Source organism: Armatimonas rosea (genome assembly GCF_014202505.1).
In the GTDB taxonomy this organism is placed as follows: domain Bacteria; phylum Armatimonadota; class Armatimonadia; order Armatimonadales; family Armatimonadaceae; genus Armatimonas; species Armatimonas rosea.
The window spans coordinates 921,744-948,370 of sequence record NZ_JACHGW010000002.1; the positions used below are offsets into that span (position 1 = coordinate 921,744).

Annotated in this window: 28 protein-coding genes and 1 tRNA gene; 10 read left to right on the plus strand and 19 right to left on the minus strand. The window is 64.4% G+C overall.

All coding sequences use genetic code 11. The features are described 5' to 3' along the window. Positions 1-6 precede the first annotated feature (6 nt). Together HNQ39_RS12125 and HNQ39_RS12130 are read right to left on the minus strand one after the other, a co-directional pair. On the minus strand, positions 7-1,221 hold the full coding sequence (locus tag HNQ39_RS12125; RefSeq protein ID WP_184196014.1) for an MFS transporter: 1,215 nt from the start codon (positions 1,219-1,221) through the stop codon (positions 7-9). Between the two features lie 45 nt (positions 1,222-1,266). Further along, positions 1,267-1,340: transfer RNA gene (locus HNQ39_RS12130), tRNA-Arg, on the minus strand. Positions 1,341-1,413: 73 nt separating this feature from the next. On the opposite strand from HNQ39_RS12130, the gene HNQ39_RS12135 reads away from it, so the two are divergent. Beyond that, entirely contained in the window at positions 1,414-2,568 is a 1,155-nt protein-coding gene (locus HNQ39_RS12135; protein WP_184196017.1) for a GNAT family N-acetyltransferase, read from the plus strand. A 2-nt stretch (positions 2,569-2,570) separates the two neighbouring features. Here HNQ39_RS12135 and HNQ39_RS12140 read toward each other — a convergent pair whose 3' ends face one another. Continuing rightward, positions 2,571-2,885, minus strand: a complete 315-nt coding sequence (locus HNQ39_RS12140; RefSeq protein WP_184196020.1) for a hypothetical protein — start codon at positions 2,883-2,885, stop codon at positions 2,571-2,573. A 31-nt stretch (positions 2,886-2,916) separates the two neighbouring features. Next, complete coding sequence (locus HNQ39_RS12145; RefSeq protein ID WP_184196023.1) at positions 2,917-3,453, minus strand: hypothetical protein; 537 nt, start codon at positions 3,451-3,453, stop codon at positions 2,917-2,919. 134 nt (positions 3,454-3,587) lie between these two features. Between HNQ39_RS12145 and HNQ39_RS12150 the strand changes: the two genes are divergently transcribed. From HNQ39_RS12150 to HNQ39_RS12165, 4 genes are all read left to right on the plus strand, one after another. Then, on the plus strand, positions 3,588-3,968 hold the full coding sequence (locus HNQ39_RS12150) for a BlaI/MecI/CopY family transcriptional regulator (protein WP_184196026.1): 381 nt from the start codon (positions 3,588-3,590) through the stop codon (positions 3,966-3,968). Continuing rightward, a complete protein-coding gene (locus tag HNQ39_RS12155) occupies positions 3,961-5,706 on the plus strand; it encodes a M56 family metallopeptidase (RefSeq protein WP_184196029.1) in 1,746 nt (581 codons plus the stop codon). Before HNQ39_RS12150 ends, HNQ39_RS12155 begins: the two co-directional genes overlap by 8 nt. Before the next feature lie 93 nt (positions 5,707-5,799). Next, complete coding sequence (locus HNQ39_RS12160) at positions 5,800-6,435, plus strand: metallophosphoesterase family protein (protein ID WP_184196033.1); 636 nt, start codon at positions 5,800-5,802, stop codon at positions 6,433-6,435. A 69-nt stretch (positions 6,436-6,504) separates the two neighbouring features. After that, the gene (locus HNQ39_RS12165; protein WP_184196034.1) at positions 6,505-7,266 is read left to right on the plus strand and encodes an MTAP family purine nucleoside phosphorylase; all 762 of its coding nucleotides are present in this window, start codon (positions 6,505-6,507) and stop codon (positions 7,264-7,266) included. A gap of 12 nt (positions 7,267-7,278) precedes the next feature. On the opposite strand, the gene HNQ39_RS12170 is transcribed toward HNQ39_RS12165, so the two are convergent. From HNQ39_RS12170 to hemA, 10 genes are all read right to left on the minus strand, one after another. Further along, positions 7,279-7,998, minus strand: coding sequence for a 3-keto-disaccharide hydrolase (locus HNQ39_RS12170; RefSeq protein WP_184196037.1), 720 nt, complete (start codon positions 7,996-7,998; stop codon positions 7,279-7,281). Positions 7,999-8,010: 12 nt separating this feature from the next. Beyond that, positions 8,011-9,036: a ferrochelatase gene (locus tag HNQ39_RS12175; RefSeq protein WP_184196040.1), complete on the minus strand. Its 1,026-nt coding sequence runs from the start codon at positions 9,034-9,036 to the stop codon at positions 8,011-8,013. Further along, positions 9,033-10,139, minus strand: coding sequence for a chlorite dismutase family protein (locus HNQ39_RS12180; protein ID WP_184196043.1), 1,107 nt, complete (start codon positions 10,137-10,139; stop codon positions 9,033-9,035). The genes HNQ39_RS12175 and HNQ39_RS12180 overlap by 4 nt, the downstream gene beginning before the upstream one ends. Then, on the minus strand, positions 10,136-11,431 hold the full coding sequence (hemL, locus tag HNQ39_RS12185) for a glutamate-1-semialdehyde 2,1-aminomutase (RefSeq protein WP_184196046.1): 1,296 nt from the start codon (positions 11,429-11,431) through the stop codon (positions 10,136-10,138). Before hemL ends, HNQ39_RS12180 begins: the two co-directional genes overlap by 4 nt. Before the next feature lie 160 nt (positions 11,432-11,591). After that, on the minus strand, positions 11,592-12,950 hold the full coding sequence (gene hemG, locus HNQ39_RS12190) for a protoporphyrinogen oxidase (RefSeq protein WP_184196049.1): 1,359 nt from the start codon (positions 12,948-12,950) through the stop codon (positions 11,592-11,594). Continuing rightward, positions 12,947-13,984, minus strand: a complete 1,038-nt coding sequence (gene hemE, locus HNQ39_RS12195; protein ID WP_184196052.1) for a uroporphyrinogen decarboxylase — start codon at positions 13,982-13,984, stop codon at positions 12,947-12,949. The genes hemG and hemE overlap by 4 nt, the downstream gene beginning before the upstream one ends. A gap of 106 nt (positions 13,985-14,090) precedes the next feature. Beyond that, on the minus strand, positions 14,091-15,071 hold the full coding sequence (gene hemB / locus HNQ39_RS12200; RefSeq protein ID WP_184196055.1) for a porphobilinogen synthase: 981 nt from the start codon (positions 15,069-15,071) through the stop codon (positions 14,091-14,093). 124 nt (positions 15,072-15,195) lie between these two features. Beyond that, the gene (locus HNQ39_RS12205; protein ID WP_184196058.1) at positions 15,196-15,969 is read right to left on the minus strand and encodes a uroporphyrinogen-III synthase; all 774 of its coding nucleotides are present in this window, start codon (positions 15,967-15,969) and stop codon (positions 15,196-15,198) included. 187 nt (positions 15,970-16,156) lie between these two features. Beyond that, complete coding sequence (gene hemC, locus HNQ39_RS12210) at positions 16,157-17,053, minus strand: hydroxymethylbilane synthase (protein ID WP_184196061.1); 897 nt, start codon at positions 17,051-17,053, stop codon at positions 16,157-16,159. After that, positions 17,054-18,331 (minus strand): glutamyl-tRNA reductase, encoded by a 1,278-nt coding sequence (gene hemA, locus HNQ39_RS12215; RefSeq protein WP_184196064.1) that lies wholly within the window; start codon positions 18,329-18,331, stop codon positions 17,054-17,056. It abuts the gene before it with no gap. Between the two features lie 130 nt (positions 18,332-18,461). Between hemA and HNQ39_RS12220 the strand changes: the two genes are divergently transcribed. Beyond that, positions 18,462-19,049: a glycerophosphodiester phosphodiesterase gene (locus tag HNQ39_RS12220; RefSeq protein WP_184196067.1), complete on the plus strand. Its 588-nt coding sequence runs from the start codon at positions 18,462-18,464 to the stop codon at positions 19,047-19,049. Between the two features lie 140 nt (positions 19,050-19,189). Then, positions 19,190-20,140, plus strand: coding sequence for an ankyrin repeat domain-containing protein (locus HNQ39_RS12225; RefSeq protein ID WP_184196070.1), 951 nt, complete (start codon positions 19,190-19,192; stop codon positions 20,138-20,140). Here HNQ39_RS12225 and HNQ39_RS12230 read toward each other — a convergent pair. Further along, entirely contained in the window at positions 20,137-20,484 is a 348-nt protein-coding gene (locus tag HNQ39_RS12230) for a DUF1493 family protein (RefSeq protein WP_184196073.1), read from the minus strand. The genes HNQ39_RS12225 and HNQ39_RS12230 overlap by 4 nt on opposite strands. Between HNQ39_RS12230 and HNQ39_RS12235 the strand changes: the two genes are divergently transcribed. Next, positions 20,483-21,193 (plus strand): fasciclin domain-containing protein, encoded by a 711-nt coding sequence (locus HNQ39_RS12235; RefSeq protein ID WP_184196076.1) that lies wholly within the window; start codon positions 20,483-20,485, stop codon positions 21,191-21,193. The genes HNQ39_RS12230 and HNQ39_RS12235 overlap by 2 nt on opposite strands. On the opposite strand, the gene HNQ39_RS12240 is transcribed toward HNQ39_RS12235, so the two are convergent. The 3 genes from HNQ39_RS12240 to HNQ39_RS12250 all read right to left on the minus strand — a co-directional run bounded on the left by HNQ39_RS12240 (position 21,162) and on the right by HNQ39_RS12250 (position 23,410). After that, the gene (locus HNQ39_RS12240) at positions 21,162-21,644 is read right to left on the minus strand and encodes a MarR family winged helix-turn-helix transcriptional regulator (RefSeq protein ID WP_184196079.1); all 483 of its coding nucleotides are present in this window, start codon (positions 21,642-21,644) and stop codon (positions 21,162-21,164) included. The two genes, HNQ39_RS12235 and HNQ39_RS12240, sit on opposite strands and share 32 nt — an antisense overlap. A 25-nt stretch (positions 21,645-21,669) precedes the next feature. Continuing rightward, complete coding sequence (locus HNQ39_RS12245) at positions 21,670-22,542, minus strand: hypothetical protein (protein WP_184196082.1); 873 nt, start codon at positions 22,540-22,542, stop codon at positions 21,670-21,672. Positions 22,543-22,630: 88 nt separating this feature from the next. After that, positions 22,631-23,410: a sugar phosphate isomerase/epimerase family protein gene (locus tag HNQ39_RS12250; RefSeq protein ID WP_184196085.1), complete on the minus strand. Its 780-nt coding sequence runs from the start codon at positions 23,408-23,410 to the stop codon at positions 22,631-22,633. Between the two features lie 40 nt (positions 23,411-23,450). Here HNQ39_RS12250 and HNQ39_RS12255 point away from each other — a divergent pair, with 40 nt between their 5' ends. Together HNQ39_RS12255 and HNQ39_RS12260 are read left to right on the plus strand one after the other, a co-directional pair. Next, complete coding sequence (locus HNQ39_RS12255; protein ID WP_184196088.1) at positions 23,451-24,395, plus strand: ROK family protein; 945 nt, start codon at positions 23,451-23,453, stop codon at positions 24,393-24,395. After that, positions 24,392-25,666: a PP2C family protein-serine/threonine phosphatase gene (locus HNQ39_RS12260; protein WP_184196092.1), complete on the plus strand. Its 1,275-nt coding sequence runs from the start codon at positions 24,392-24,394 to the stop codon at positions 25,664-25,666. The genes HNQ39_RS12255 and HNQ39_RS12260 overlap by 4 nt, the downstream gene beginning before the upstream one ends. Here the strand turns inward: HNQ39_RS12260 and HNQ39_RS12265 are convergent. Continuing rightward, positions 25,663-26,451 carry an SDR family NAD(P)-dependent oxidoreductase gene (locus HNQ39_RS12265; protein WP_184196095.1) on the minus strand — a complete coding sequence of 263 codons (789 nt, stop codon included), beginning with the start codon at positions 26,449-26,451 and terminating at the stop codon, positions 25,663-25,665. The genes HNQ39_RS12260 and HNQ39_RS12265 overlap by 4 nt on opposite strands. Positions 26,452-26,627 lie beyond the last annotated feature (176 nt).

Genomic DNA, 26,627 nt, shown 5'->3' on the forward strand with positions numbered 1-26,627 from the left:
CGTTACTTAGAGGCGCTTGTCTGTCAGCGAGCGAGGGACGAGCGGAAGAACCAAGAGCATGCACAGTGTCGTGCCTGCATTCAAAAGCACGAGCTGGGGAAAGTGAAAGTGCTTGTGCTGGTAGAGCCAGGAGCCGAGCACATCGGAGAACTTCCAGGCGACATTGGAGGCACTCACCATCAATGAGAAGCCGAGGGCCTCGTTGCCACGAGGAGTCGCCCGCGCCGTCAGGTCCGCTACCGGGAGGGTGGCGAGTGCGCCTGTAAAGCCCGTTGCGAGGGTCACCAGAACGGCATGAGGCAGAGTATCGTAGCGCAGGAAGCAGAGAATCGCCCCCACCGACGCCAGCGTGCCGCCTACGAGCAGGGGGCGCAGGGCAACACGGTGGCAGAGGTATCCGTAGACGAGAGCCCCCACAAGCCCTGCAGCGCCATTGAGCAGGGCGAGGTTGCCGATGAGCTGCGGGGAGAAGCGTAGGGTGTCCTGCTGAAGAAACAGCAATGGGGTGCCAAAGCCCGGCGCGAGCATGAACAAGAAGCTCATCAGCAGGCCCCACCAGAGCGAGCGGGAGCGCAGGAGCTCCCGAAGCGGGTTCGGCGACCCTCCCGTGCGCTTTTCGGGGCGCGGTGTGGGTGCCTCGGGGAGGAAGCGGTAGCAGGCGGCCCCCAGAAGAAAGGCGCAGAGCGCACTGGCAAGAGCGGCCCAGCCAAATGCCTTTCCTGCAAGAAACCCCGCCACAGGCCCCGAGATGAGAGTCACGGCGCTGGTTACCGCACTGCGCTGCGAGCTCAGGCGCCCGGTCGTGCCAAAGCGGTGCCCGGTGTCGACCAAGATCCCGCCTAAGACCGCATTGGAGAGGGTCTTGCCCGCGTTGATCAGGATCAGCGCGCCCAGCAGGATGCCGTAGGTGAGCGGGAGCACCGCCAGAGCACACCACACAATCCCCGAGAGAGTCGAGCTCAGGAGCAAGTAGTGCCGTCGCCGCGTCCCAAAGAACCGCACGGAGTCCGAGAGCCAGCCACAGAGAGGCTTCGTGTACCAGGCGATTCCCGTCACGAGTCCAAAGATCGCGATATCTGCCGCCCCCAGCTGGAAGTGGTTTTTTAGGAGGAGCTTAACGGGGAGGTCGCTGACCTGTAGGCTGAGCCAGAGCAAGAGCCAGCCCGCGAAGAGAAACTGAGAGAGGCGGCCTTCAGAGGGAGAGTCGGCGGAGACATTCATGAAGCCCGGTCTATGTTTAGAGGGGGAAACTAAGTAAAGAGGAAGTGCACTCGGCAGGACTCGAACCTGCGACCTTCTGGACCGCAACCAGATGCTCTAATCCGCTGAGCTACGAGTGCAACGGGAGGTATTGTATCATGAGTTCGGGGACTGTCAAGGGAAATGGGAGATTCTTGTCGAACTAGTAGGGTTATGTCTGAACTGCGCTTGTTGACTGCTGCCGACTACCTGGCCCACCGCCAGCTGATGAGTCATGCCTTTGGCCGTGGAGGAGTCGTGGAGGCTTCGGCTGAGCCTAAAGACCCTCCAGTCGAGACCCTAGGAATCTTTGTGGACGGCGAGCTGGCCTCGTCGCTGACGACGTGTCCTTTTACGGTCTACTGGCCGGGGAGCCAGGTCGGAACCTTGGCGATGGGGGGGATCGCGGGGGTGGCGAGCCATGCGGAGGCGCGCGGTCAGGGGCATGTGGATCGGCTCTTGGTGGAGTCGCTGGGGCGGATGCGGGCGGCGGGACAGGTGATCTCGGCGCTCTACCCCTTCTCCTTTTCGTTCTATGGTCGCTATGGCTGGGGCTGGGTGGGGGAGAAGTACGGGGCCACCCTGCCGCTACGGGAGCTCCCCGCCAGCAAGCGCCTGGCACGGCGGCTCACCGGTGAGGCGGCCCAGACGCACGTGACGGAGGTCTATGCCGCCAGTGGAGCACGCTACCGGGGGGCATTTGTGCCGGGCTCACGCAATCTCGCCGGCCTGCTCTCGGAGAGTGACCGGCGGCTGACCTATGCCTACACCACCGAGGGGGGCTACCTGCTCTGGCGCTACCCGAGCGGCGAGGGGGCGGGCGAGGTTCGGGAGTGGATGACCGATAGCCCTGAGGCGGAGCGGGCACTGCTGGCGCTTCTGCGGGATTTGGGGGTGCAGACACGGCAAGGGCGGCTGACCCTGCCCGCGGACACAACCCTCTTCTGCCAGACGGTTCTCAACGAGATGGACGTCCGTGTCGAGCCGGTCTTTATGGGGCGCGTGGTCGATGTCGCTGCGGCGCTAGGGGCGCTTAAGACGTCGCTGCCGGATGGGGCACTCACCCTGGCCATCGACGATCCCCATGCGGACTGGAACACGGGAACTTGGCGGGTGACTCTGGAGGGGGGAGCGGTGCACGTCGCACCAACAACCGACGCGGCGCAGCTCTCGCTGGGGATTCAGGCTTTCTCGCAGGCCTTCTGGGGCACGCCGGGGCTAGAGCGGCTGCGGCGTGCCGGGAAGGTGGGAGTGCAGAGCGAGGCGGCGTTTACGCAGCTACTGGCACTTCTCCCCACAGCGCCGGTGATGTGCTGGGACCATTTCTAGGCCTACCCACGGAGCGGAAGGTCTAGGGGCTCTCCTACGGCGGGCTTGAAGCGGGCGGTACGGAAGTGCAGCCCGCGCAGGTTCACCCGGATGATCTGGGGGAAGACACCCAGAGCCTCACGCGCCATCAAGGCATAGTCATGGGCATCGTCGAGGGCCTCGAACAGAAAGACAAAGTCCTCTGCGGCTACCTCGTCACGGTGGACAACCAGCTCGTCCTGACCCCGGCGGCGCAGGCGCAGGCAGAGCGCGGTGCTCGGGATGAGGAGGTCCCTCTCTTCGGTTGACTCGTGACGGGGGTCGTTAAAACGCGGCATAGCTTCTTTCAAAAATTCGCAGATTCAAAGTTTAGAGCGACTGGCTCGGGCTGAGGCTCAGCGCGCCGGGCTGCCCCTTGGCGGGGCTCCCCGCGGGCACGAAGGTGGGCTCGTAGCGGGTCAGGGCCTCGTTGCGGGAGCGCATCTGGATGCTGGCAAGGCGGACCTGGTAGCGGAGCTGCTCAAACTCGGCCTGCTGCTGGGCATCGGGGGGCGGTGGAGGCGCAAAGAAGCTCGCAGGGAGCTGTGGCATGGCGGCCAGCGGTGGAGGTGCCTGCGCCATGCGCGGGGCGGAGAGTGGACCCACCGGAGGCACAAAGCCCGAAGAGAGAGCGGGCGAGCTAAACACTGTCGGCGTGCTGGAGCTACCGCCATGGTGCGATGAGCCCAGCGCGGGATCGGGCTTGGGGGGAGTGAGCGCCGCGACAATGCCCACGAGGAAGACGCAGCAGATCGCCAGCGCGGGGCCTCCCACCTGAATCAGCGGCGATGTCCACCACGGGTCGCAGTTGATACAGCGCCCATCGGCTCCTCGTCGGCGCCCGCAGGTGGTGCACCAGCCAGACATATAGGGATTCGCATTCACTCTGCCCCATCTTACTACTAGGGAGACGCGCTTGTCAACGCGACAAAAAACGCTAAATGCTAAAAATTTAGCCAATCGTTCTTGACAGGCTCTCTGGGATGTGCTAAATTTCTAGCATGAAGGATGCACTAAGCCGACGCGAGCGGCAGCTGATGGATATTCTCTTCGCACGGGGCTCGGCCAGCGTTGCGGAGGTCTGCACCGCGCTCCCCGACCCCCCAAGCTACAGTGCGGTGCGGGCACTGCTGCGAATCCTTGAAGAGAAAGGGCATCTCGCCCACCGTGAGGAGGGGAAGCAGTACATCTACTTCCCGACCCAAGAGCGCCCGGTCGCCGCGCAGAGTGCGCTGAAGCGGGTGGTGCAGACCTTCTTTGGTGGCTCGGTGGAGAGAGCGGTCACGGCGCTCCTCACGGAAGAAGAGACACAGCTCTCCGACGATGAGCTTGCCCGGCTCTCCGAGCTAATCGCACGGACAAAGGAGAAAGACGATGCTTGAGCTTCTTGTCAAGATGACCTTGCTTCTTGGGCTGGCGCTGATGCTGGTGGCGTGCCTGCCACGCACTCAGGCAAGCCTGCGTCATGGAGTGCTACTCACGAGTCTCTTACTCCTGCCCTTGCTTCCTGTCTTGCAGCGTCTGCCTACTCTCATTGCCGTGCCGCTTATCGTAAAAGCGCCCGCACCCACTGAGTATGCACCCTCAGATATCCTTCGTGCAGGCACTGACATTGAAAAATCACCCGTGCACATTGAAAGAGCACCCGTGGAATCTCAACAAGCACCGGTGCATAGAGAAAAATCAAGGCTGCAAATCGAAAGTGCAGAGGTCTGCATTGGAGTTTATAGTGTCGTTGTTTTTGTCTTACTCGTGCGCTTGTTTTGTGATCGGATGGCACTGCATATCTTGCTCAAGCAAACAACATCTGCCGAGCTGGTTGCCCTTTTTCCTGTCTTGCTAACCACACGCTCTATTGTCCCTCTTGCCTGTGGCACACTTCGTCGGCGCATCTTGCTCCCCCATACCGCGCTGGGCTGGGAGCCAGAGCGCCTACGGGCTGTGCTGCTACATGAGTCTGCCCATCTCTCCCGCCACGATCCTCTCTGTCAGCTTCTCGCAGAGCTGGTTCGTGCTCTCTTCTGGTTTCATCCTCTTGTCTGGCTGGCGGTTGCCCAGCTACGACGAGAGGCAGAGACTGCTTGTGACCGTCATGTTCTTGCGAATGGGATCGCCCCTGATCGCTACGCCCACTACCTTTTGGAGATTGTCAAGATGCTTAAGAAACAACCGTCGGCCCCTGCCATGGCCCGCACGCCTCGTCTAGAATCGCGCGTGCACTCCATTCTTTCCTACCTGCCCACTCGACCCACACGCAGCGCCACGCTCACGCTGGCCCTGATCGGTGTGGCGACCGTCCCACTTCTCGCCGCTCGCCCTGCCACACTTCCTCAGAGTGAAGCACCGGTAAAACAAGCGCTACCCGCAATCGAACAAGTGAAGCGCCGCGAGGAGCTCCTGGCACAGGATCAGGAAAAAATGCGTCTGGATCAGGCAAAGGCCGCCGCAGAAAAGAAAGCCACGAAGCTCGCCACGACAAATAACAAGGCAAAGCTTGCCGATGAGAAAGCGCTCCAGGAAAAATGCCAGCGTGAGCTCGTGGCACTAAAACAGCGAGCGAGAGACCTAGACCTGCAACAAGCCGAAGCAGATCGCCAACTCAATAAGCGACGTGTGGAAGAGGACATGGCTCAGGCACGAGAGCGCCAAACACGGAACTTTGCAACAGAGCCCCTCGACGAAGAGCTAGAGGAGCTTAAGCTCAAATTACGCAACCTTGATAACCGGCTTACGGATAAGCAGCTAGAGCTTGCAGATTTCTTGGTAAATTTTGGAGAGGATCATCTACGTGTCAAAGCGGTTCGGAACCAGATGGAAGTCCTCACCAAGATGATAAATGAGGTGCGCCGGAACCGTGACCAGATTCGGGCCAAGCTTCAAGAGGTCACGCATGTCCAAAGAGCACAACAGCAAAAGCTCCAAATTGACGAGCAAGAGCAAGTTCTGGTTGCGCTAAGAGCGGAGCTCGAATCTCTGGAGCGTGCTGTTGAGGAAAAAGCCAAGCAAGTACAGAATGGACTCACGAGCGTCGACGAGCTCAATAAGGAGCAGGCTAAGCTCAAGGAGATGAAGGCTCGCTATCAAGTTGCAGAGAGCCGCCTCAAGCAGCTCAAAGGGTAGTCAATTGCCCGAGGAGCCCGAGGAACAGATAGCCCGGACACTCGTTGTCCGGGCTTCTTCGGTGTCTAGGCTCCCAGGAGCTATAATAGAGGCATGCGCCTCTTGCTTCTCTCGGACATTCACTGTCAGTGGCGAGACTTCGACCCCACACGCTACCCCACGGTCGATGCGATCCTCTGCGCAGGGGATATCACCGATGCAGGGAAGCCGGGGCAGGAGCGGTTTATCGAGAGCCGTGCGTGGGTCTATGGGCAGGCGGCTCACGCACCGTTCTACTGGGTTCCCGGCAACCACGATATCGGCTTCGATGGCACGGAGTACGCCGATATCCCCAACACGCACTGTCTCCTCAACAAAACCCTCACCCTCGGCCCGTTCTCGATCCATGGGGTCAGCTGCTCGCCCTGCTACAACGCGCCGCAGCTCGCCCGCTACTGGGACTTCATGACCGCCGACCCCCAGACCGAGCAAGCCGCCTACGATTTTGAGCGCGTGGATATTGTCGTCTCCCATAGCCCACCCCACGGTCTCTGCGATGCAAGCTGGGACCGCTGGAACGGGGACACCAAGCTCGGCTCCGAGGCGCTGACGAACTATTTGGTTGCCAATGGGCCCAAGCTCGTGGTCTGTGGCCACATCCACGAAGCCGCCGGGGAGCGCACGCTCGGGACAACGCGGGTGATCAATACCGCGCAGTGCTGGACTTTGGTTGAGCTGTCTGCCCCCTGACCCCCACAAGTGGGGGAAAAATAGGGTATTTTCTTGTTCTCTCCCCCATTCATGGGGGCTGGGGGGCTTATGAGCATTGCAATTATCGGAGGGACGGGAGTCGGGCAGTTTCCGCTGGAGGGCGAGCCGGAGCGGGTTCTGGTGAGCACGCGCTGGGGGGACGCCGAGGTGGTGCGTGGGGTGCTCTCGGGCAAGACGGTGTACTTTCTGGCGCGGCACGGCGGCGGGCACAAGATTCCGCCGCATAAGATCAACTTCCGCGCCAATATCGCCGCGCTTGCCACACTGCGGGTGAAGGCGGTCTTTGCGACCACAGCCGTGGGGAGCCTGCGCGCCGACTGGGGGCCAGGAACCCTGGTGGTCCTCGACGATCTCATCGACTTCTGCCTCACGCGCACCGGCAAGACCTTCTTCGACGAGACACCCGTCCACACCGATGTGACGCGCCCTTACTCCGAGCCGCTACGGCAAGCGCTGCTTACCGTGGGCGAGGATGTGCGCGATGGGGGAACGTACCTCTGCGCCGACGGGCCGCGCTACGAAACATCGGCGGAGGTGCGCCTCTTTGCATCGTGGGGGGCGCATGTGGTGGGAATGACCGGCATCCCGGAGGCAACCCTGGCGCGTGAGGCGGGGTTGCACTACGCGGGCATCTCGCTGGTCACCAACTTGGGCGCGGGGATTGGCGAGGGAGAGATTAGCCACGAAGGAGTCGAGGCCGTGATGGCCGAGACCGGTGTACGCCTCCGTCGCCTGCTCACCGGAGCCGTGGAGCGCCTCAACACCGAAGCGCTCCCCAAGATCGGACCCGGCGCGTTTTCCGCCGGTTGAAACCGGCGGCGGTTATTTCGGGTCGTAGCTCTTGGAGCCCTCGGTGGGCAGGGGGACGACCCAGACCTGGCGGAACTCGGTGGGGTTGTGGTGGTCTTGCAGGAAGATCGGGCCGGGCTTGTCGATGGGGCGGTCGGCGCGAATCCCTGTGGGGCCTTGAATCTCCGTGTTGTTCTGCACCAGAATCCCGTTCTGGAAGACCGTCACGCGCGCCTTCTCGGTGAGCTTGCCGTCTACGAAGCGGGGGGCGCGGAAGATAATATCGTAGGTCTGCCAGGAGAGCGGGGGCTTGCAGGCATTGACCAGCGGGGCGGACTGGCTGTAGACCGCGCCGCAGTCGCCGGTGCCGGGGATCTTCAGCCCCGACGAGTCCAGCACCTGAATCTCGTAGCGCCCTTGCAGCCCGACCCCGGAGTTGCCGCGACCCTGGCCCTTCTCATTGGGGACGTAGGGAACCTTGAACTCGACATGGAGCATAAAGTCGGTGAACTCCTGCTTGCTGACGATATCCCCGGCCTGCGAGACCAGCGCGCCCTTGACCACCTTCCAGTGACCGTCTGCATCCGAGCCGTTCTTGCGCCAGTTCTGGGCCACTTCTTCCTCTTTGCCGGAGAAGAGCACGATCGCGCCGGGGGGCGGCGGGACGGGCTTGGGCTGCTTGGCCTTTGGGTCGGGGGGCAGGTAGGGCGACTGTGCGAGCGCCGCCAGGGCGAGAAGAGAGAGTACGTTCATCGTGGTCGTATTTTACCTGGAATTCTCTGGTGCCGGGGGACGGCCCTCGCCGCGGAGACAGCAGTTGACGGGGCAGACATCGTGGTTGGGGCCACGACCGCCGAGCGCGAGGGGAATGGGGGAGTCGCTGGTGCGCTCCTCGACCAGGGTGTGGATCAGGCGCACCATGCGGGGGTGCGTGCCCGCAGTCCCCGCGCGCACGAAGGCGAGCCCCAGCTCCTCCGCGAGGTTCTTAGCCTCGTAGTCGAGGTCGTAGAGGACCTCCATGTGGTCGGAGACAAAGCCCAGAGGGACCACGGCGACGCCGGGAACGGCCCCCCCGGCCCCCGCGGAGCGGGGGAGACTCTTGAGGTAGTCGAGGATATCGGGCTCTAGCCAGGGGACCTGGGGCGGGCCGCTGCGGCTCTGGAAGGCCAGGTCCCAGCGGTAGAGGTTGCAGGCGCTGGCGATCAGGCTGGCGGAGTCGCGGAGCTGCACCTCGTAGTCGCAGTTGCGTGCCATGCCCTGGGGGATACTGTGCGCCGTAAAGACCACCCGGGAGCCGTCGGGGAGCTGCGCCAGAGCCTCTTTGACCCGCTCGGCCATCACGGCGACAAACTCGGGGTGGTTGTAGAAGACCCGAAGCTTATCAAAAGTAGGGGCGCCGGGGCCGACCGCCTCACAGGCCTTGGCGATATCCTCGCGGTACTGGCGGCAGCCGGAGTAGGAGCTAAACGCCGAGGTCACAAACACCAGCGCGCGCTCGACCCCATCGGCCTTCATCAGCGAGATCGTGTCGGTAAGAAACGGGTGCCAGTTGCGGTTGCCAAAGTAGATCGGCAGAGGAAAGCCGCTCTCTCTGAGGGCCTCGATCAGGGCGCGGTTCTGGCCGTTGATGGGGCTGACCCCGCCGAAGTGGTGGTAGTGCTCCGCCACTTCCAGCAGGCGCTCGGCGGGGATATTGCGCCCCGCGGTCACGTTTTGCAGAAACGGCAGGACATCGTCGGGGCCTTCTGGGCCGCCAAAGGAGAGCAGGAGCAGGGCATCGTAGTGGTTCATAATAGCTTCGTTCCGACCCAGATCATCTCATTCTCGATCTTGGTCTGGAAGGTCTCCACCGGCTTCTTGACCACGCCGTCGATTGCGGCGCCGGTCCTCAGGTCGAACTTACCGTAGTGCCAGGGACAGACAACAGAACACTCGTCGCTGTTGATAGTTCCCTCACAGAGCGGGCCGCGGGCGTGGCTGCAGCGGTTGTTGATGGCGAGGATCTCGCCCTTGATGTTGAAGACCCCGACCATCTTGCCCTCCAGAAACACCGTCCGCGCCTGGCCCGGAGCAAGGTCCGCGAGGGGGCAGACCTCCACCCAGCTCTCTCGCGCCTCGCCGGCAGCCAAGGCCTCGGCGATGGGAGGGCCACCAAGCGTGTCGAGGGCTTCGTCGAGGCGAAGATTGACACAGGTAAAGAGCGGCGTATCTTGGAGCGTGTAGCGGCTGGACTCGGTCTCGCGCAGCTCTTGCACCAGGTCCAAGAAGTCCGCGGGCTCGTCGGTCTCGAAGGCCAGGATAAACTCGTAGTCGTCGATCCCGAAGCTGTAGGTGGTGTTGAGGCGAATCGACGGGTACTTTTTCCCCACCTCGATGTGCTCGTCCATCACCCCCTGCCGCGTGTGCTTGGAGAGCTGGTACCAGTCGCGGGTCTTGATAAACGGGTAGACAAAGACATACTTGGCCTCCGACGGATCGATGACCAGCCGCTCCTCTTCCTCGCTGCTATCGGCACCGCCCACCCGAATCTCGTAGACCGAGCGCTTGGTCTGGGAGAAGTAGGAGTAGGCGATCTGGAGGTAGCTGCCCATGCGGGTGCGTAGCAGGGCGGTGGCTAGCTCCTGGAAGACCAGCGGACTCTCGGTGATCTGCCAGAGAAGCAGCTCGCAGTCCGCGCGGGTGCCGACCGTGCTGTAGGGGCGCAGGAGCATGCGCCGGTTGAAGTTCTGGATGACACTCGAAAGCTCGCGCTTCTGCGCTGCTTGCTCGTCCTCGGGCAGGCGACGCCAGGCCGGGTCGAGCTTGTAGAAGGCGAAGCGGACATACTGGCGGCGGCTGAGCTGCCGTCCTGCCGGCGGCGCGGCGGGGGTATCGGTGGTGGATCGTGGTCTCATAGCTCTCTCATACTTTCTTGGATCGCGTCTAGCGTGCTCTGGATGATCTCGGGCGTGTGCGCGGCGCTGACAAAGCCGGCCTCGAAGGCGCTGGGAGCCAGGTAGACACCGCGCTCCAGCATCTTGTGGAAGAAAGTCGCGTAGCGCGGGGCATCGACATACTGCTTTGCGGTGGCGTAGTCGGTCACCTGGACGCCGTCTTCTTTCAGGAAATAGAACCCAAACATCGTCCCGATGGTTCCTGCTTGGAGCGGAATCCCGGCCTGCGCGGCGGCATGGGCGATCCCCTGAGTGAGCAGGTGCGTGTTCTGGACAATCTCGTCGAAGACCCCAGGTTTCTGGAGCTCGGTGAGGGTGGCGATTCCCGCCGCCATCGCCAAGGGGTTGCCCGAGAGCGTTCCGGCCTGGTACATCGTCCCCGCCGGCGCGACCTGCTGCATGATGGCCTTCTTGCCCGCATACGCCCCGACCGGAAGCCCGCCCCCGATCACTTTCCCGAGGCAGGTGATATCGGGATCGAGGCCCCAGTACGCCTGCGCCCCGCCCGGCGAGACCCGAAAGCCCGTCATCACTTCGTCGAGGATGAAGAGGGCTCCGTGCTGTTTGCAGAGGTCGTGGAGGCCCTGGAGGTAGCCGTCTGCGGGGGGGACAAAGCCCATGTTGGCCGCAATTGGTTCCACAATCACGGCGGCGATCTCGGTGCCCAGCTCGGCGAAGAGCGACTTTGCTCCCTCTAGATCATTGTAAGAAAGCGTCAGCGTGCTCGCGGCGGTGGCCTTGGGGACGCCAGGGGAGTCGGGGAGGCCTAGGGTCGCGACCCCGCTGCCTGCTTGCACCAAGAGCATGTCGGCGTGGCCGTGGTAGCAGCCGGAGAACTTGACGATCTTCTCGCGCCCAGTGACCGCGCGGGCGAGGCGCAGGGCGCTCATGCACGCCTCGGTGCCGCTGTTAACAAAGCGAATCTGCTCGATACTGGGCACCATCCCAACTACCTGCTCGGCGAGCTGGTTCTCCAGCGCGGTGGGGGCCCCGTAGCTCGTGCCCTTAGCCGCGGTCTCCGCGATGGCTTTCAGAACGACCTCCGGTGCGTGGCCCAGCACGAGCGGGCCCCAGGAGAGGACGTAGTCCGTATACTGGTTACCGTCGGCGTCCCAGATAAAGGCACCCGCGCCGCGCTCGATAAATCGGGGTGTTCCCCCAACTCCGCGGAAGGCACGGACGGGGCTATTGACCCCACCGGGGATGAGCTCCTGCGCACGGGCAAAGAGCCGCTCTGATTCTTGTGTGTTCATGGTGATAGGATACCCGGCTGGCCCCCCGGTTGGCTCGCCCCCGTTGGAGGGGGGCGTCAACGAGCCTGCGGCTGGGAAGGCCTTCGGCCATAGGGATCTCTGATGGCCGAAGGCCTTTGCGGCGGAACGCCCGTTGACGCCCCGCTCTAACCGGGGCGGGCTACAGCCGCTCGACCGTCTCCTCCGCTTGGTGGATGCAGTCGGGGATACCGACACCGCGGTAGGCGCAGCCGGTGAGGTGTAGGCCGGGGGGGAGGGATTTTTCCAGGACAGCGATTCGGTCTAGGTGTCCGGCATCGTACTGGGGGTTGGCGTTGTGCCAGCGGAAGATGCGGTGAAAGAGCGGCTCGGCGGTGATGCCTAGGATATCTAAAAGCTGCTCTCTTGCCATCGCGAGAATCTCGTCGTCGGTTTTTTCCAGGGTCTCAGGGGTGCGCGAGCCGCCGAAGAAGACCCGGACGAGTGCCTGGCCCTCGGGGGCGCGCGACGGGAACTTCACCGACGAGATCGTCAGGGCATTGATCGGGCGCTTCTCCCGCAGGGGGATCACCATGCCAAAGCCGTGTAAGGGGCGCTTGATCTCGTCGGTGCGGAAGCCGAGGGAGAGCGTCCCCGTGCTCACCGCACGCATCAGCTCCAGCTGCTCGGCGACCCGTGGTGCGAAGGGCTCGACCAGCGTGGCGGCGACCGAGGCGGGCGTGGTCACGATCACCTGCGCGGCGTCGAGTGTCGTGCCATCCGAGAGCGTGAGCGTGTAGCCTGTTGAGGTTTGCGTGAGCGCTGTCACCGCCGTATTGAGCTTGAGGGGGCCGGTGAGCTTGCCCACAAGCGCGTCGACTAGCTCTTGCGTCCCGCCGGGGAACGACTGGAACATCGAGGGCCGCTTGCCGCCTTTACTGGCCTGTGCCAGCTTGGCTTTCTGCGCGAGCGTCCCACGGATCAGGCTCCCAAACTCCGTCTCCAGCTCGCGGTAGCGTGGGAAGGTCGCCAGCAGGCTCTGGCGCTCGGACTCGCCGCTGTAGATCCCCGAGAGCAGGGGCTCCCCGAGGCGCTCGAGAGCTTCTTGCCCGAAGCGGCGGCGCACAAAGCTGCCCACGGTCTCGTCGGCGGGATCGGTGCGCGCAGGGAGAAGCCAGTCTAGGCCCATGCGGAGCTTGCCGGGCCACGAGAGCAGGGGGCTTTGGAGGAAGGGCCAGAGCTTGGTGGGGACGATCAGCTGCATGCCGTCGGGGAGGGCGACCGGCTGGCCCTGGTGTAGGATGTAGATCGTGCGGAGCTGGTCGTTGGTGCCCAGGAGCCGCTCCCCAAGACCCAGCTCCCGTGCGAGCTGCGCCGCCCAGGGCTTGGTTGCCAGAAACGAGTCCGCGCCGCCCTCGACCACAAAACCGTCGATTTTCTCTGTCTGGAGCTTCCCGCCCCAGCGCCCCGACGACTCAATCAAGGTGTAGTCAAGGCCGCGCTTCTGGGCGAACCACGCCGCGCTCAGCCCGGAGATACCGCCCCCAATAATGGCAATCATGGTGTTTGGGTGTACTCATGGACAAACTCCACGAGGCGCTTGACCGTCTCGACCGGCGTGTGCTGCAAGATGCCGTGCCCCAGATTGAAGATGTGCCCTGGTCTGCCCTTGACACTATCCAGGATCGCCTCCACCTGCGGTTGGAGCGCGTCCCAGTTTGCAAAGAGTGCTACCGGATCGAGGTTCCCTTGCACCGCCACACGGTCGCCGAGTGTCTCCCACGCCGACGCCAGATCCGTGCGCCAGTCCACCCCGATCACATCGCCGCCGGCCTGGGCCATCTGCGGCAGGATTCCCCCGGTGCCCGTGCCAAAGTGGATCAAGGGGACGCCCGCCGTGCCCGCAATCTCCAGCGCGAGCTTGCTGTAGGGGAGTACAAACTTCGTGTAGTCCGCCGGGCTCAGCTCGCCCACCCAGCTATCGAAGAGCTGGAGCGCCTGCGCACCCGCCTCAGCCTGCGCGACTAGGTACTCTCCGGCGAGGGTGGCGAGCTTGGTCATCAGCAGGTGCCAGGCATCCGGCTGGTTCCACATCAGGGTCTTGACCTCGATCCGGTTCTTGCTCCCCCCGCCCTCGACCGCGTAGCTGGCGAGCGTGAAGGGCGCGCCGCTAAAGCCGATCAGCGGAATCCCCCGCGGGTCGAGCTGCTTGCGGGTGAGGCGAATCGCCTCCAAGGTGAAGCCCAGCGCTGCACGTGGGTCTGGGACGCGCAGCGCTTCGATATCGGCGAGGGTGCGCACGGGGTTGTGGATGATCGGCCCCTCGCCCTTGGCAAACTCCAGGCTCAGGCCCATTCCCTCCAGTGGCGGGAGGATATCGGCGAAGATAATCGCGGCATCGAGGTCGAAGGCGTTGATCGGCTGCATCGTCACTTCGCACGCCAGCTCGGGGCTCTTGATGAGCTCCAGGATCGTGTTCTGTGCCCGCAGGGCGCGGTACTCGGGCATGTAGCGCCCTGCTTGGCGCATCAGCCAGACCGGCGTCGCATCGACAGGCTCGCGGCGGCAAGCGCGTAAAAATCGGCTATTTTGCATAGATAGTCTCTTCCCCCCTAACCCCCGCCTAGCGGGGGGACAAGTCGGAATCGGGTTCCTTGTATCCCCCCCGTTGCACGGGGGATGGGGGGGAGGTGTCGTTAGTTTACCTCTCGGCGAGCCAGCGGACGGCGTCGCGGGCAAAATACGTCAGGATCATGTCGGCTCCGGCGCGCTTGATGCTCACCAGGCTCTCTAAGGCGCAGCGCTGCAAATCAATCCAGCCGTTCTGGGCGGCGGCGTGGAGCATGGCGTACTCGCCGCTGACTTGGTAGGCGGCCAGCGGTAGCTCGTAGGCATCGCGCACCTCCCGGATGATGTCCAGATACGCCAGCGCGGGCTTGACCATCAGAATATCCGCGCCTTGTTCCACATCGAGCGCCACTTCCCGTAGCGCCTCCCGACGGTTCGCGGGGTCCATCTGGTACTGGCCGCGGTCGCCGAACTGGGGCGGACTCTCGGCGGCATCGCGGAAGGGGCCGTAGAAGCCGCTGGCGTACTTGGCGGCGTAGCTCATGGTGACCGTATTGACCAGCCCCGCGCTATCCAGCGCTCCGCGAATCGCCCCGATCATGCCGTCCATCATCCCCGACGGCGCGATGATATCCGCCCCCGCCTCGGCGTGGACCACGGATGCCTTGCCGAGCAGCTCCAGGGTCGGGTCGTTGAGCAGATACCCCGCCTCGTCCAAGACACCGCAGTGGCCATGATCCGTGTACTCACAGAAGCACATGTCCGAGATCACGAGCAGCTCGGGGCAGGCTTTTTTGAGGGCGCGAATCGTGGTGGGGATAATCCCCTCCGGGTTCCAGTTCTCGCTCCCGCAGGCGTCCTTGGTCTCGGGAATCCCAAACAAGATCACCGCGGGAATGCCCTCGTCGAACGCACGGCTCGCCTCCACGACCAGCGTGTCCGGCGACCACTGGCACTGCCCCGGCATCGAGCGGATGGGGATTTGCAGGCCGCTGCCGTGGCGCACAAAGAGCGGGTAGATAAAGTCCGCCGCATCGAGCGAGGTCTCCTGCACCATGCGGCGCAAGAGCGGCGTGCGCCGCAAGCGGCGCGGTCGAAAGATCAAATCATTCATAACTAATTTTTTCTTGCCCTCATGGAAATCATGGGGCTATGGGGCCTTCGGCCGCCTCCTCGTTCCTCGTCGGTAAAATTTCGCCGAAGGCGCGGCGGCGGCACGACGCCCCATTGCCCCACGTTTATCGTGCGGGAACGGGAACAAAATAATCCCCCAGTGCCGCGATAAGGCCGTCGAGCGTGTGCGTGGCGGGCATTACGTCCACGGTCAGGCCATGCGCCTCAGCGGCGGCGGCGGTCTGGGGGCCGATACAGGCGAGACAGACTCCGGTGAGGCTGGCGCGGCTCCCGCCCTCGCTCTCCAGCCGGGCGAGAAAGTTATCGACGGTCGAGGCGCTGGTAAAGGTTACCGCATCCACGCGCCTTTGGGCCAGTAGCGCCGCAACATCCGCCCCGCCCGTCCCACGGATTGTTCGGTATGCCTCAACGACAGTCACAATCGCTCCACGCGCTGTGAGCTGCTCTGCGAGTGTGGGCGGGGCAATCGCGGAGGCGGGGATGAGCACGCGCTGGCCAGGCAGGATCGGCAGCGCTTTACCTAGCGCTTCGGCGGTGAATGTCTCGGGCAGTAGAATCGCTTTTCGACCAAGGTAGGCTGCAGAGGCTTTCGCGGTGGCGGGGCCGACGGCGGCTATAGGAATCTCTTCCACCGCATCTTCCATCTCAGGGAAGAGGGCTGCCATTGTTTGTACGGTGTTGGCGCTGGTGAGGACGAGCCAATCAAAGCGGGCAAGATCGGCGAGCGCCGCGCGTAGCGGCGCGTCGTCTTCTGGGGGAGCAATCGCGATACAGGGGTACTCGATCACCTCCGCGCCGTGGGCTTGGAGCAGGGCGGTGAAGCGGGAGTTCTGGTGGGTGGCGCGGGTGTTGACGATGCGCTTGCCGATTAGGGGCATGTGGCCATCTCCGTGTCGGCCATCTCCCTGCCGCTGAGACGGCTTCCCTCTTCCCCTGATGGCTCGCAAGCTCGCCGGGAAGAGGGACTTTCCGGTATGCCCCTCTTCCCAGCGAGGAACGAGCGCACCCAGAGGGTACCCGCGGAAGAGGGGGAGCGCTCTAAGGCGCGGGGAGATGGCACACTATTTACCCCAAGAGCTCCGTGGCTCCTTGCGCCTTGGCGTCGTCGGCGAGCTGGGCTCCGAGAGCTTCGGCGTCGGAGGGGGAGGCGGTGCCGGTGACCTCGATGCAGCGGGTGCCGTCGAGGGACAGAACCCGGGCAGTGAGGGTGAGCGTGGAGCCCTCTAGGTAGGCGTAGGCGGCGAGAGGGAGCGAGCAGCCACCGCCGAGCGCGGCGAGGAAGGAGCGCTCGGCGGTGACCGCCTGCGCGGTGGCGGTGTCGTGGAGCGGAGCGAGGGCCGCGATAATCGCGGCATCGTCGCGGCATTGCACGGCAATTGCCCCTTGGCCGGGCGCGGGTAGGAGCACATTGAAGGGGAGGACCTCAGTGATGGTAGCGCTGTAGCCCAGGCGCTCCAGGCCGGCGTGGGCGAGGAGGATGGCATCGTAGGGGCCGCTCGGGTCGAGGGCTTTCTGGATGCGCGTATCAACATTGCCGCGGATATCGAGCAGCTGCAGGTCCGGGCGGGCGCGCAGGAGCTGGGCGGCGCGGCGGCGGCTACTGGTGCCGATGGTCGCGTGGTGCGGGAGGTCCAGGAGGCTCTTGCCGCTGCGGCTGACGAGCACATCCCCGACCGGGGCACGCTTGAGGATCGCCCCAATTGCCAGGCCCGTGGGCTGCTCGGTGGGCAGGTCCTTGAGGCTGTGCACGGCGCACTGGATGCGGTTCTCGTGGAGCGCGGCCTCCAGCTCGGCGGTGAAGAGGCCCTTGCCGCCGATCAGCGGCAGAGGGGTATCGAGGACGCGGTCGCCCTTGGTCTGGATGACCTCGATCTCGCCGCTCCCTTCTGGCAGGAGCGAGAGGACATGGTCGGTCTGCCAGCGGGCGAGCTTGGAGCCACGGGTGCCAAAGCGCAGGCGCATCTAGTTCTTCTCAGCGAAGGGACAGCGGGCCGCCTCCAGGCCAAAGACATCGCGCACCGTGTCGGCGTAGTTGACCCCGTTGCCCTCGATGGCGTTGGAGCGCAGGCGCAGGGTGGGCTCGTGCATCAGGCGGTTGACCAGGCTATGGGCCAGGATCTCAATCGCCCGCTGCGTGGCTTCATCGGCGTGGGGCAGCCGGGCAAGGGCCTTCTCGACCTCGCTCTGCGCCAGGCCCTGCGCCCAGTCCCGTAGGTCCTTGATGACCGGAGTCACCTCGCGGGTCTGGAGCCACTCGGTGAAGCGGGCGGTCTCTTGGCCGATAATCTGCTCGACGGCCGGGACCGCGGCGCGCCGTAGCTCGAAGTTGGCGTCGATCACTTGCTGGAGGGCGTCGATATCGTGGTACGCCACGGACTCCAGGGTCGCGACTGTCTCCTCGATATCTCGGGGGACTGCGATATCCACGAGGGTGAGGGGGCGGCTTTCACGGGCGCGCACGGCGGCGGCGACCTCGCTGTAGTAGATCACGGTGTGGGGCGCACCGGTCGCACAGATCACCGCATCGGCCCAGGTGAGTGCCTCTTCGAGCTGACACCAGCTCAGGGCGCGGGCGCTGAGCTTCTGCGCGAGGTCCTCGGCATGGACCAGCGTGCGGTTGATGACGGCCAGCTCGACCGACTCGGTGGCGCGGAGGGTCTGTGCGGCGAGGACGGCCATCTCCCCGACTCCCACGACCAGCACGCGGCGCGGTGCGGTCTGGAGCACGAGCTGCGCTCCCGCATGGCTCACCGATGTCGTGAAGCGGCTGATCTCGGTCTCGGTGCGGGCGCGCTTGCCGGCCTGGGTCGCCTGGGCAAAGAGGCGCGAGAGAACCGGCCCGACTGACCCCGCGGTCTGTGCTTCCTGAAACGCCAGCCCGACCTGGCCGAGAATCTGGTCCTCCCCTAAGATCATCGACTCCAGCCCACACGCGACACGGAGCAGGTGGGTGGTGACGGTCTCGCCGGTCTTGAGGCTGAGGTGAGGAACGAGCTCGCTCTCAGGCAAGCGGTAGAGCGCACTGAAAGCGGCGACCACGCTGGCATGGTGGACCTGTGGGCGGAGCACGGCGTAGAGCTCCAGGCGGTTGCAGGTCGAGAGCAGGACGGCCTCGGAAAAAAGCTCGGTGGCCCGTAGCTCCTCCAGGGCGGTGCGCAGGGCGCACCCCGAGAGGGCAAGGCGCTCACGCAGGGCGACCGGCGCGGTGTGGTGATTGACTCCTAGCAAAACGACTGACACGTTCTTGGTTCTCCTGGGTAGTATACCGCTCCTTGCGACAGCAGTTCCCTAGCGTACTTCCCAGAGATGAAGAGCGCATGAAGCTCGCCCAAAGGTTCCCTCGCGCACTCTTGTGGCGTAAAATACCCGCATGACAATCTTTGCCCACCGCGGGGCCTCCGCCGATGCCCCCGAGAACACCCTCGCCGCCTTTTTGCTCGCCGCAGAGCAAGGGGCCGATGGGATCGAGCTGGACGTGCGCCTGACCGACGATCACCAGCTCTTGGTCCACCACGACCCTATCTCAGGGAGCCGCGCGGACTACCCCCGCCACCCAACCCTCGACGAGGTGTTTGCAACCGTGGGGGAGAAGTTTGTCTGCATCAATGTGGAGCTGAAAGAGAGCGGCAATGGGCTGGAGCCGCTGGTCTTGGAGTGTATTGCGCGGCATAAAATCTTGGAGCGTGTGCTGATCTCGTCGTTCTTGCCCGAGGCGCTCAAAAACTGCCCCGGCCTGCCCTGCGCCCGCCTCTTTGCCCGCACGATCCCCGACGACTGGCCGGAGTGGCCGGTGCTCCACCCGCACTTCGCGCTGGTCACCGACGAGACCATGGCGCTCTGGCGGGAGGCGGGAAAGATTGTCAATGTCTGGACGGTCAATGACCCCGCGGAGATGAAGCGCCTCGCCGCACTTGGGGTCGATGGGCTCATCACCGACGTGCCCGCCCACTGGAAGTAGGCGTCTGCAGTGGCCTTCGGCCGCAAAGCCCGTGCCGGGCTGCAAAGTTACGCCCCCCTTCGCGAAGCCGGAGGGGGTGCCTGAGTGGTGCGAAGGCGGGGGAGGTAATAATGCGGGGCCTGGGAGAGTATCGGTGAACGATGAAAAGTCACTTTAACGAGAGGTCGCTTGCCGGTATCTACGAGGCGGTCGGGGGGATCGAGGCGCTCCGGCGCATCTCCCAGCGCTTCCACCACAGGGTGGAGCAAGACCCGGTGCTGCGCGGGCTCTTTCCCAAGAACATGGTCGCCTTGGAGGAGCGCCTCGCGCTCTTTCTCGCGGAGCGGACCGGCGGGCCTGCCGACTACACCGCGACACGTGGCAAGACCAGCCTGCTCTGTCGGCACGCCCACCTCGCCATTGGGACGCTAGAGGCGGAGCACTGGCTGGAGCACCTGCGCACCTCGCTCGTCGAAGAAGGGGTTCGTGACGATGCTGCAGCGCTGCTTCTCGCGAACCTGACAGAGCTGGCGGCGACCCTGGCGGACCCGCTGATCTTGCTCTACGAGCTCCCGCTAGACGAGCTGCGTGCGAGGCTCCAAGCCGATCCCGCGCTGGCGCTTGTCAACGACCACGGCCGGAATCTGCTCTGCGCCGCCGCGATTGCCTGGGATGTGCCCCGCCTGCGCCTCCTCCTAGAGTTTGGCGCCGATATCGAGACGAAAGACACCGGTGGCCACAACGCGCTCTACCGGGTTGCCAATGGCAGTGGCCGCGAAGAAGACGGTCGCGCGGCGCTGGAGCTGCTGATCGCGCACGGGGCGAGGGTGAATCAAACAACGGGTGTGGGGGGCATGACCCCCCTGCACATGGCCGCCCGCCGCGGAACTGTCGCTCTCGCGGAGGCGCTGCTGGGCGCCGGTGCCACCCCCGATGCCCGCGATACCAAGGGCGAGACCCCGCTCCGTCGCGCTGTGAACTGTGGCCACGAGGGGATCGTCCGCCTGCTCCTCGCCCACGGTGCGAACCCGCTGAGCCAGGATCGCCAGGGCCGCACTGTGCTCGACGCTGCCCGCCACGAGCCAATACGCGCCTTGTTGCAAACCCTTTAGCCCCAGCGCTTTGTCTCAGCGGCGTGTGCCAAGGCGGCGAGGGTGAGCGGGCGAAAACCTTCTCCGTGCCGTAGCGCGAGCCAGAGCCAGGTGAAGGGGTTGAAGGGAACCTGCGGCCCGAGGTAGTGCGCACTGCGAAAGGCGCTCATGTCCACCTGAAAGTGCTCCGCAAAGGCATGGATCAGGCGCTCGACCTCCTCGCGTGTCATCCCAAGATCCTGCACAAGCCGTGTCTGTGGAGTAAGCGAGATGGCAGTGGTCGTACGGTGTGCCTGTAAAAACGCGATGACCTCTCGCTCTTTTTCGTTTTCGTCGCCCATGGTTCTTGGTAAAATACCAGACATGGACACCAACTTCCGCTCTCGTCTTCTCCGTGTGCTCCTCGCCAGCGCGATCATCGGTAGTGTGGCAGGCTGGCTCTATCCTCATCGCTCTAACGCACAGGCAGCGTGTTTTCCGTTAGGCGCGGACAGCTACATAGATCAGGCGGGGTGTCTTGATCTAAGCCAGGCGGAGAAAAACCAGCGGCTTGCAGGTGCAGCGCTGGCCGCTTATGGGGTCTACCGAGCGAGTACAGGAGGTATTCATCTCCCCGCTCACACCGGCTCTGTACGAACGGGTAGCGCGTCGCTGTGGGGGCTGACCCAGAGCAAGCCCGACGAGTTTGGGGCGCTGATCAAGATCCTACGCAACACCGGCGAGACCGAGACCTACCAGAGCAGTGGCCCCTACACGGTCTTCTGGCCCACCGATGCCGCGCTCACCAAGGCACTCGGGGCCGAGCGTGTTGCGGCGCTCCAAAGTCCAGCCGGCCAGCAAGACGCTCGCCACTTTATCGCCAGCCTGACGGTCTCGGGGAGCTATAGCCTCCAGCGCCTGCGGGCACTCGCCACTGAGGGGAAGACTCTCACGACCCTGACCGGCGACGAGGTAGTCCTCAAGCTCGAGGGAAACACGCTCACCGCCAACGGGGTCGCCCTGCTCCAGAGCGAGTACCCTGCTCAGAATGGCTTTGTGCTGGTCACGGAGGGGATTGTTGCCCGTGAGCCGTAGCATCGTCCCGGAGCCGCTTCTCCAGAGCCTTGAGGTGCGCCTCTAGCTGCTGGAGCTCTTGTGCGGAAAAGCTGCTGAGTGTCGTGTCCGCGAGAGCGGTCGCCTCCGGGCCGAGGCTACGCAAGAGATTCCCACTCTTCTCGGTCAACGTGAGCTTGTAGCTCCGCCGGTTCTCGCCGGGGAGCTTTGCCAGCAGCCCCTCGCCCAAGAGCCGGTTGATCATCACAGAGACAGTCGCACGCTCCAGAAAGAGATACTCGGCCAGAGCACTCGATGTGGCTCCACTCGTGCCGCCACAGTTCCAGACCGCGATCAGGAGCCGAAACTGTGCCTGGGTGATCCCGAAGTGGGCAAAGTGCTGGTCAAAGCCCACCGCCATACGGGTTCCGACGCGCATAAGGGCAAGGCACACGCGCGAGGCGAGCTCGGGATCACTAGGCTTCTCTGGCATATCGCCCTACTGTACCAAAAAGTGGCTACTTCTTGCCGGGGCCGAAGCCCCCGCCGCGTGCAAAACCGCCCGGCGCGGTGGTGTAGAGCTCCACCGAGATCTGCGAGAGCGCCATTCCCAGCGTGGGATCGACCTCTTTGGCGTTGGTTATCGTCGCGATCACGACAATGGGCTTCGTGTCCGCGCTCACCTCGGCGAGTGGGGGACGGGTGGGGGGAGCCATCTGTGCCATCATCTCTCCGTGTGCTGCACCGTTGTACCAGGCGAGGGTTGCTTTCTTATCCGCAAACCAGGCGACAATCACCAGCTTGCCGCTCTCACACTGCATAGCGGCGACCCCGAGGCAACCGGGGCTTTTCTGGAGGTCGGCAATCATCGTATTGCCTCGTGGAAGGGGCTTGGGAGCGGCGTCGCCCTGTGTCGGCTTACTCGGCTTGGCGGTGCTGCGCGGCACCGAGATCAGGCCCGGCACCTTCACGGTCTCGGGGGCGAAGCGTCCGCCATAGGCAAACCCACCCGTCACCGGAGTCATGCGCTCGAGGGCAAGCTGCGCAAGGCCCATCGGCTCTTGAGGGTTTTTCGAGGGCGTAAACGAGGCGATCACCAGCACAGGGCCCTTGACCGGCGTTGGCTTCACGACAGCCGTCTCGGGGATCTTGGCCAGCTGGCGCATGCCCTGACAGATCGGGCCCTGGATAAAGGCATCGGCGCTGGCGGCGCTCTCAAACCAGCCAAAGAGCGCGAGCCGTCCGCCTTGCACTTTCGCGTTTTCCAGGCCCAGGCAGCCTGGCGCACTCTTCATCGCGGAGACAAAAAAGTCGAGTCCTTGGGCCTTTGCGGAGGGCACTGTGACAGCTGCAACGGCAGCGAGAGCGAAGATTGTTGTGGTTGCTTTCATGGTTAGTATTCTAATTGTTAGAATGCTAACTGTCAAGAGTAAAAAATCACAGCGCCCTGAAAGAAGCAAAGAAGCGCTGTGAGTTTTTCTAGAGCTTGGCGCTGAGGTACTCAAACGAGGAGCGCAGGCAGTCGAAGGGGTCGCGGCGGCAGGTGTCTTGCTCGACCGCGTACCAGTCCACGCCGCTCTCCTCGCAGGCGGGCAGGATCGTGTCCCAGGGGAGATTGCCCTCGCCAATCGCCGCGATCACGGGGCCGTCTTTGGGGACAACTTCCTTGTCTTTCAGGTGGATCACGGGGACACGGCCCTTGCAGCGGCGGATCAGCGCGGCGGGATCGACCCCCGCGTGCCAGACCCAGTAGAGGTCGGCCTCCAAGTAGTAGTCTGGGCCGCCTTCGTCGATCAGGATATCCCAGAGAGTCTGCGGGCTCTCGGGGGTGACCCGCACGAACTCATGGCTGTGGTTGTGGTGCCCGAAGCGAACCCCCCCGGCCTTGAGAGCCGCGATCACCGGCGCGGAGTCGGCCAAAAAGCGCCGGTAGCCGTCGGCGTGGTCCGCCCCGTAGCTCTGGGGAATCCCCCCGATTGCCACGTAGTCGCAGCCCAGGGTGTGGTGCAGGTCGAGCTCCTCGCTCGTGTTCTGCGCGAGCCGGTCCCACGAGCGGTGGGTCGCGATGCACTTGAGGCCATTGTCATCGAGCATCGTGCGGAGCGTGGCGGCATCGAACTCCGTTTCAAAGGCCTTGACCGCCGAGACCTGCACGGCACGGTAGCCGATCTCGGAGATACGTTTGAGCGACGATGCGACATCTGCCGTCGTGGTCAGGTGGTCGCGGAGTGTGTAAAGCTGAACAGCGAGCTTGGTCATGGGGCTATTTTACCAAGTAGGGAGATACAATACGAGCGGCGTGATTTTAGGGATCGATCTTGGGGGAACAAAGTCGGCGGCACTGGTGCTGCACGAAGACGGAGTCGTGGTACGTCGGGTTGCGGCTCCCACCCCTGCACACGCCGGTGCTGAGGCGCTCTTTGCCTTTCTCGTCGGCCTTGCCCAGCAAGTGCGCGGCCCTGAGACACTCACCGGTGTCGGGGTCTCGGCGGGCGCTCCGGCCGATGCGCAAAACGGCCTTGTCTTTGCTGCGCCCAACCTTCCGGGGTGGGGGCCAGAGGGCTTCCCACTCGCCGCGCGCCTCGCCGATGTCCTCCATCTCCCGGTTCAGCTTGAAAACGATGCCGATGCCACGGCTCTGGCGGAGTGGCGCTTTGGGGCGGGGCAGGGCACGAAGAACATGGCTTTCCTGACAGTTGGGACGGGCATTGGCTCGGGGCTCATCCTTAACGGCGCGCTCCACCGGGGGCGGCGTGGTGCGGGCGGCGAGGTCGGGCATATCGCTGTGGTCACCGGCCCCGAGGCGCGCTCCTGCTCCTGTGGGCTGCGCGGCTGCCTGGAGGCCTACGCTAGTGGGCCGTCGGTGACCCGGATCGCCCAAGAGCGCGGTTGGCAGGGCGAGGCAAGCGGCCGCGCCGTGGTCGAGGCCGCCCGCGCGGGCGATCCCATCTGCCGTGGGGCACTTGCCCAGGCCGCCGAGCACCTCGGGGCGGGGCTGGCGACCCTGGCGATGCTCCTTGATCTGGAGCGGATTGTCCTAGGCACCCTCGCGGTCCATGCCGCCGACCTGCTCCTAGAGCCGATTCAGCAGAGCCTGCGCGCCCGTGCCTGGCCGCGCCTCACCGAGGGGCTTGAGGTCGTCCCCGCCGCGCTCGGCGATAGAGCCCAAGACCTCGCCGCCCTCTGCGCTTTTGCCCCCTCCGCCCCAGCCCCCTCCGCCCCCACAAATGGGGGAACTCTATGAACCTGCTGGATACCGACGAGTTTCCGCTCTTGCTGAAGCGGGGGCGCTGGGCACTGGCGCTCACGGAGACCGGCATCTCGCTCTTCCTGGCTGTCTGGTACCGGGACCGCCCGACTGCAGCCTGGGTCGCGATGATCCTCTTGGTGGCCTACAACGCCGTGGTTCTGCTCCAGCTCTCGCGGCTCAATAGTAAGCGCATTCGTATCCGCCTGCTAGTGATCCTGGACCTGCTCTTTCTGGGCAACGCGGCCTTCTACACCGGAGGCGCGACTAGCCCCTATCTAGGGCTGTGCTACTTGATTGTCTTTGTGGCGGCGCTCTTTGGGGACCTGATGGGGGGCCTGAGCATGGGCGCTCTGGCGGGGCTGATCACGGTGGGGCTGGGGCTCATGGCACCCGCGCCCGACCAGTGGAAGGTGATCCGCGATACCGCGCCCTACTTTGTGATTGTCGGGGGCTTCACGGGCTACCTGGTCGCCCAGATGAAGACCTGGTTCACCCGCTACCAGACCAGCTTTGCCCGCGAGCTGGAGCAGCGTCGGACCGAGGAGGCGCACCAGCGGGAGCGCGAGCTGGCGCGGGAGATCCAGCGCTCGGCGATGCCCACCCTCGCCCCGGAGTTCCCTGGGCTCACCCTCACCCTCCATAGTGAGCCGTCGCTTGAGGTGGGCGGCGATCTCTCGGTCTTTATCCCCGACCTGGCACGTGGGCGGCTGGGGCTGGCGATTGGGGATGTGGCGGGCAAGGGGATGGCGGCGGCACTCGTGGCGACCAGTATCGGCTACCTGCTTCCCTACTTAGACCCGCACCGAAGCCCCCACCAAGCGCTGGTACGGCTCAACAAGGACCTCTGTGAGCGCCTGCCGGACACGTCGTTTGCGACCCTGCTCTACGCCGAGCTGGAGCCTGCCGTGGGACGGCTGCGGCTCTGGAACGCGGGGCACCCGCCGGCCTTGGTCTGGCGGGCGCGCGACGGTCACATCGAGACGGCGGCCTGTGGGCAGGCCCCCCCCTTAGGGCTCTTTGCGGTCTGGCACGCGCCCGAGCAAGAGCTCACCCTTGCTCCCGGCGACTTGGTGGTGTTGCACTCCGATGGCATCACCGAGGCACGTGGCATGGACGAAGCTCAGCTCTTGGGGCTAATCCGGGAGCACGCTCCCCACGGCCCGCGTGCGCTGGTCGAGGCGATCCTGGCACGCGTCCAGCCTGTGGGCACCGATCCCCTCGATGACCTCACTCTGATTGTCTGCCAGCGGGACCGCGCGTTCTAGGCCCCGCCGGGGTTTCCGGGCCAGCGGACACCCGCCGCACGGAACGCGCCGGTCTCCGGGCAGAGAATGCTCATGCCACCGTCCACGGGGACAGTCGCGCCGGTGATAAAGTTGGCGGCATCGGAGGCGAGAAAGAGCGCCACGGCGGCGATCTCCTCCGGGTGCCCGACTCGATCGAGCGGGTAGTGGGTAAAGAAGACCCGCTGCTCGTCCTCCGAGAAGCGCTCTTTCCAGGCCGCCTCCCCGCTGGTCATGATGTGCCCCGGCGCGATACAGTTCACCCGCACTCCGTAGCGCCCGATATCCGCGGCCAGCGCACGGGTCAGCCCCGCGAGCGCGGCCTTGGAGGTCGAGTAGGCCACCCGCTCGGGGATCGGCTGGTTGCCCACGAGCGAGCCCAGGTTGACGATGCTCCCCTTCGTGGCCTTGAGGTGCTCCAGACCGGCTTGGGCGAACAAATACGGCGCGCGCACATTCACCGCCTGAATCTGGTCGAAGAGCGCCACGGGGGTCTCTTCCAAGCTGGTCCCGCGCTGGTCGGCGGCGTTGTTGACGATGCAGTCGAGCCGCCCGAACGTCTCTACTGTCGCCGCAACGACACTTGCGGGAAACGAGAGCTCGGTCACATCGCCTTCCAGGCAGAGGTGCCCCTCGCCCAGAAGCGCCTTGGTTTCGTCGATGCGCCTCAGGTCGGTCGCGCACACGCTCCAGCCCACTTGGGCAAACCCGAGCGCAATCGCCCGCCCGATTCCCTGGCCCGCGCCCGTCACAATCACTGTTTTCATGCTGCAAGTGAGTACGGCGAGTCACGCGGGAAATCCTGCTTTAGATCGCTCCCGTTGAGCTCGCCCCCGTTGGAGGGGGGCGTCTTGCTATCCTCGTGCCTCGGACACAAAGGGCTGCGCCCATAATTCGGTATGGCCGGAGGCCTTCGTGTCGGAGCCTGCGACGACAGCGAGAC